Source organism: Actinomadura sp. NPDC049753, from assembly GCF_040674655.1.
Lineage (GTDB): Bacteria > Actinomycetota > Actinomycetes > Streptosporangiales > Streptosporangiaceae > Spirillospora > Spirillospora verrucosospora.
Map to the genome: position 1 here is coordinate 1 of NZ_JBFARL010000325.1, position 5481 is coordinate 5481.

The 5481-nt window shown below is 74.1% G+C and carries 5 protein-coding genes and 1 pseudogene; 3 read left to right on the top strand and 3 right to left on the bottom strand.

The features are described from left to right. From AB0K37_RS39900 to mraZ, 3 genes are all read right to left on the bottom strand, one after another. A partial coding sequence (locus AB0K37_RS39900) for a hypothetical protein (protein ID WP_363990815.1) occupies positions 1 to 695 on the bottom strand: 695 nt, incomplete at its 3' end. Next, complete coding sequence (gene rsmH, locus AB0K37_RS39905) at positions 692 to 1714, bottom strand: 16S rRNA (cytosine(1402)-N(4))-methyltransferase RsmH (RefSeq protein WP_363990818.1); 1023 nt, start codon at positions 1712 to 1714, stop codon at positions 692 to 694. The genes rsmH and AB0K37_RS39900, both read right to left, overlap by 4 nt. Before the next feature lie 245 nt (positions 1715 to 1959). After that, positions 1960 to 2391, bottom strand: a complete 432-nt coding sequence (gene mraZ / locus AB0K37_RS39910; RefSeq protein ID WP_089312308.1) for a division/cell wall cluster transcriptional repressor MraZ — start codon at positions 2389 to 2391, stop codon at positions 1960 to 1962. Positions 2392 to 2765: 374 nt separating this feature from the next. Here mraZ and AB0K37_RS39915 point away from each other — a divergent pair, with 374 nt between their 5' ends. The 3 genes and pseudogenes from AB0K37_RS39915 to AB0K37_RS39925 all read left to right on the top strand — a co-directional run. Further along, positions 2766 to 3845, top strand: a complete 1080-nt coding sequence (locus AB0K37_RS39915) for a MoxR family ATPase (protein ID WP_363990821.1) — start codon at positions 2766 to 2768, stop codon at positions 3843 to 3845. 3 nt (positions 3846 to 3848) lie between these two features. After that, complete coding sequence (locus tag AB0K37_RS39920) at positions 3849 to 5117, top strand: DUF58 domain-containing protein (RefSeq protein ID WP_363990824.1); 1269 nt, start codon at positions 3849 to 3851, stop codon at positions 5115 to 5117. A gap of 55 nt (positions 5118 to 5172) precedes the next feature. After that, a pseudogene (locus AB0K37_RS39925) lies at positions 5173 to 5481 on the top strand (hypothetical protein); the annotation flags it as partial.

A 5481-nucleotide genomic window follows, 5' to 3' on the forward strand; every position in this document is an offset into this window, starting at 1 on the left:
CCGTTCGGGCGGGCGTCGGCGGGCGGGACGCCGTCGCCGGGGATCACGGTGCCGGGCACGCCGAGGACGCCCGCCGCGCCGGCCGACGCCGCGGCCGAGTGCGGGACGGGGCGGATGGTGCCGCCCGGGCGGCCGGGCTCGGTGGAGAAGAAGGCCGGGTCCTTGCCCGGCTTCATGCCGAGCCCCTCGGCCTTCTTCGACAGCTGCTGCGGGGCCCCCTCGCGGGCGATCTCCTCCTCGTAGGCCTGGCGCTGCTGTTCGAGCTGCTTGTTGCTCTGCTGCAGCCGCGTCAGCGTGAAGGCGTCCTTGGCGAGAACGGTGTTGAGCAGCAGCAGGCTGACCAGGGCGCCGCCGAGCAGCCCGACGATGAGAAGGACGAACGGGGCGCGCGGCGCGGTCTGGCCGCCGCGTCGCGACGCGGTCGTCCCTTTCGTGCCTCCCGTCGCGCCGCCTGCGGCCTTCGCGGCCTTCGTCGCCTTCGTGCTCTTGGCCGGCGAGGCCTTCGTCCGCGCGGGGGCGGGCGCCGCCTTCGCGGGCGCGGCCTTCGCGGGCTGGGCGGGCGCCGGCTTGGCGGGCGCGGTCCCGGCGGACCGGCTCTTCGGCGGCGCGGCCGGGGCCGGGGCGGCCCCTTCCGGGCGCTCCGGGGCTCTCTTCCTCGGCGCCTTGGTCGGCGGCCGCCTGCTCGTCGTGGTCATGTCGCCTCCCGGACGCGCTCCGCGGCGCGCATCCGCACCGATCCGGCCCGTGGATTGGTCGTGGTCTCCTCGTCGGACGCCACTTCGGCCCCGCGCGTCAGGAGCCGGAACCTCGGCTCGTGCTCGGGCAGCGGGACCGGCAGCTCCGGCGGGGTCGTGTCGGCCGCCTGGGCGGCGAGGACCTGCTTGGTGATGCGGTCTTCGAGCGAGTGGTAGGACAGGACGACCACCCGGCCGCCGACCGGGAGCGCGTCCAGGGCGGCGGGCAGCGCCCGGCGCCAGGTGTCGAGCTCGCCGTTCACCTCGATGCGCAGCGCCTGGAAGGTGCGCTTGGCCGGGTTTCCGCCGGTGCGGCGGGTGGCGGCGGGGATGGAGGTGCGCACCAGGTCGGCGAGCCGCCGGGTGGAATCCAGCGGGGCGCGCTCGCGCTCCCTGACGATCGCGGCGGCGATGCGCTGGGCGAACCGCTCCTCGCCGTACTCGCGCAGGATGCGGGCGAGCTCGGCGGGCGGGTAGCCGTTGACGACCTCGGCCGCGGTCAGGCTCTGGGTGCGGTCCATCCGCATGTCGAGGGGGGCGTCGTAGGAGTAGGCGAAGCCGCGGTCGGCCTCGTCGAGCTGCGGGGAGGACACGCCGAGGTCGAACAGGACGGCGTCGACCGCCCGGACGCCGAGCCGGCGCAGCACGGAGGGGATCTCGTCGTAGACGGCGTGCTCCAGCGTCACGCGGTCGCCGAACGGGGCGAGCCTGCGCGCGGACCGCTCCAGCGCCGTGGTGTCGCGGTCGAGGCCGATCAGGCGCAGCGCGGGGACGGCCCGCAGCATCGCCTCGGCGTGGCCGCCCATGCCGAGCGTGGCGTCGAGGTACACGGGAGCACGGCCGGCGACGGCCTGCGCCGCGGGGACGAGAAGTTCGAGAACGCGGTCGAGCATGACCGGGATGTGGCCGCCGTCGGGCCCCCGGTCCTGCGCCGCGTGGTTCCTTGCGCTGTTCCCCGCTCCGTTCTCCACGCCGTCCATGCTTCACCCCCTGTACTGCCACCTCGCTCGCGGACTGTGTGGCATCGCCGGACCGGACCGTCCCGCGCCCCCGGCGGCGGCCTCGCCCGGCCAGGTCCCCATCCGCTGCCCTGGAGGAAGATCACCGCGTTGCCCGCGGGGGGTCGCCGTCTGGCACCGGGGAAGCTGCGCCAGCTGACTGGAGAGCGGCTGGAGACCTGGCCGAACGTGGGCCAGTGCCGGTCAACGGACCGACGAGTCGTATCTCAGAGAATCCCTGGCAACACCTCCTCCGAGACGTCGGAGAAGGTTTGCTCCTCCTGCTCCAGGTAGGTCTCCCAGGCCTGGGTGTCCCAGATCTCCAGACGCGTGTTGGCCCCGATGACCGTGCAGTCGCGGGTGAGGCCCGCGTACTTGCGCAGCGGCGGAGGAATCGTGACGCGGCCCTGCTTGTCGGGAACCTCGTCTGAGGCGCTGGCGAAGAAGACCCGGCTGTAGCTCCGGACCGCCTTCTCGGTGACCGGCGCGGCACGCAGAGCCTCGGTAATCCGCTGGAACTCCGCCATGGGGAAGACGTACAGGCAGCGTTCCTGGCCCTTCGTGATCACCAATCCCCCCGACAGCTCCTCGCGGTACTTCGCCGGCAGGAACAGTCGTCCCTTGTCGTCGAGGCGCGGTGAGTGGGTGCCGAGAAACACCGGGCCCCACCTCCCGCGCCGCATGGGGCGCTACCGCTCCCCACGGCGCCCCACTCTACTCCACTCTTCCCCACCGTCAACAAGAAAAACACCGTCCACGCGCCGTTTTCCACGACGAAACCGCAGGTCAACGGGGGTGGTGTGGAGTGGGGCCCAGCGGGGCCCCTCAGCGCGCCGCATCGGCGCAAGCCGGTTCAGAACGCCCCCGCCGGGGGGTGCGACACGGCCCTGAGGGACGGGGTGGAGTGAAGTGGTGCGGCGCACGCGTCGTTTGTCGTCGTCTCCGTGGAGCACAATTGGCTCGCGTTCCACATGAACATCGCAGTGGGCGTTCCAAAGACGTACTGTCGTTTGGAACGGCTGAGGAGGGTTTGGTGGCAGTAGGCACGCACGGCGAGTCGTTCATGGAGACCGACCCCCCGGCATCCCACCCAGCTCGGCGCGGCGGCCGTGACGCCGGAGGCGCGGACGCGGAGGGCCGTGACGCGGACCGCGGGACGGGAGGCGGGCTCGACGGGCTCGCCCACGTCGCGAACAAGATCCGCGACGCCGTGGAGTCGGTGATCGAGGGCAAGCCCTCGGCCGTGCGGCTCGCGCTGACGGTGCTGCTGGCGGAGGGGCACCTGCTCATCGAGGACGTGCCCGGGGTCGGCAAGACGATGCTCGCCAAGGCGCTCGCGCGCTCGGTCGACTGCTCGGTGCGGCGCGTGCAGTTCACGCCCGACCTGCTGCCGAGCGACATCACCGGGGTCAGCGCCTACAACCAGGAGCGGCGCGAGTTCGAGTTCAAGCCGGGCCCGGTGTTCGCCAACATCGTGGTCGGCGACGAGATCAACCGGGCGTCGCCGAAGACGCAGTCCGCGCTGCTGGAGTGCATGGAGGAGCGCCAGGTCACGGTCGACGGGACCACCTACGCGCTGGAGCCGCCGTTCATGGTCATCTCCACGCAGAACCCGGTGGAGATGGAGGGGACCTACCCGCTGCCCGAGGCGCAGCGCGACCGGTTCACCGCCCGTATCTCGATGGGCTACCCCGACCCCGCCGCCGAGCTGGAGATGCTCGAGACGCATGGCGAGACGTCACCGCTCGACCGGCTCACCCCCGTCGCGCACGCCGCCGACGTCCGCGACCTCATCGAGGTGGTTCGGGCCCAGCACGTCGCGCCGGCGGTGCGGCAGTACGCGATCGACCTCGTCTCCGCCACCCGCAGGCATCCGGAGTTGCGGCTCGGCGCGTCCCCGCGGGCGACCCTGCACCTGGTGCGGGCCGCGCGGGCCTACGCCGCGCTCGACGACCGCGACTACGTCGTCCCCGACGACATCCAGGACCTCGCCGTCCCCGTCCTCGCGCACCGGCTGCTGCCGACCGCCGAGGCGCAGGTGGAGCGCCGCCGTCCCGAGCAGGTGGTGGCCGACCTGGTGAAGCGGCTGCCGGTGCCCTCCCCCGGCAGGTGACGGGTGCGACGGGCGCTGGCCGGCCTCACCACGCGGGGGCGGTCGTTCGTGGCCGCCGGGGCGACCGCGATCGTCTGCGCGGTGGCGCTCGGGGAGCGCGACCTGCTGCGCGCCGGGGTGCTCGTGCTGGCGCTCCCCCTGCTGTGCACGATCGCGGTCGCGCGGACGCGGTACCGGTTGGCCTGCGCGCGGCGGCTGGAGCCGGCGCGGCTGCCGGTCGGCCACGAGTCCCGCGTCGACCTGCGGCTGGAGAACGTGTCGCGGCTTCCGAGCGGGCTGCTGATGGTGGAGGACCGGGTCCCCTACGCCCTCGGCGGGCGGGCCCGGTTCGTGCTGGAGCGGATCGAGCCGCACGCGTTCCGTGAGCTCGGCTACCGGATCCGCTCGGACGTGCGCGGGCGCTACCGGGTGGGGCCGCTGACCGTCCGGCTCGCCGACCCGTTCGGGATGGTGGAGCTGGTCCGCTCGTTCAGCCTGTCCGACACGCTCACGGTGACGCCGTCGATCGTGCCGCTGCCGCCGGGCCGGCTGTCGGGGGCGTGGACGGGCGGCGGCGACAGCGTCGCCCGCGCGGTGTCCGCGGCGGGCGAGGACGACGTGGCGCCGCGCGAGTACCGGCACGGCGACGACCTGCGCCGCGTGCACTGGCGGTCCACCGCCCGGCACGGGGAGCTGATGGTGCGGCGCGAGGAGCAGCACTTCCAGAGCAGCGGCACGCTCTTCCTCGACACCCGCCGGTCGGCCCACTGGGGCGACGGGCCGGCCGGGTCGTTCGAGCAGGCCGTCTCGGCGACCGCGTCGATCGGCGTCCACCTCGTCCGGACGGGGATGAGCCTGCGGTACGTCACCGACGGCGGGGAGGTGCTGCCGGCCGCGCCCTCCGAGGGCGCGTTCGAAGGGCTGCTGCTCGACGCGCTGGCCGTCGCCCGCCGGTCCAAGGGCGGCTCGCTCACGGCGGGACTGGCCGCGCTGCGCGGGCACCGCGCGGGCCGGGAGGGCGACGGCCTGGTCGTCGGGGTGTTCGGCGTGCTGTCGGACGAGGAGGCCCGCGCGGTCTCCGCGGCCCGGCGCGGCACCGGCACGTGCGTCGCGGTCCTCCTGCGGGGCGGCCCCGAGGACGGCACGCCGCAGGACGGCGAGAAGACCGCCGGGCTGCTGCGCGCGGGCGGCTGGCGGGTGGTGACCGTCGGGTCCGCGGCGGAGCTCGCCGGGGCGTGGGCGCGCGCGGGCAAGGCCGGCGGGGATTTCGTGTCAGGGGCAGCGCATGACTGAGGGCAGCGCATGAGCAGGGGCAGCGCATGAGCAGGGGCAGCGCATGAGGGTCCGGATGACGGTGATGGCCGGGCTGGCGACGCTCGCCTGTTCGATCGGGCTGTACCCGCTGTTCGAGAGGGCGAGCTGGTTCTGGGCGGGGCTCGGCGCGGTGCTGGCCGTGTCCGGCGGCAGCCTGCTGGCGCGGCGCCTGCGCATTCCCGCTCCGATCGGTCTGCTGGTCGGGCTCGCGGCGCTCATGCTCTATCTCAACCTCGCGTTCGCCGGCGAGTTCCTGGATCATCTCGTAGCCGTGCATCGCCCGCTCGGCCAGCAGGGCGAGAAGCGCCGCCCGGACGTTGCCGCGCCGGGTGCGCCGCCCGCG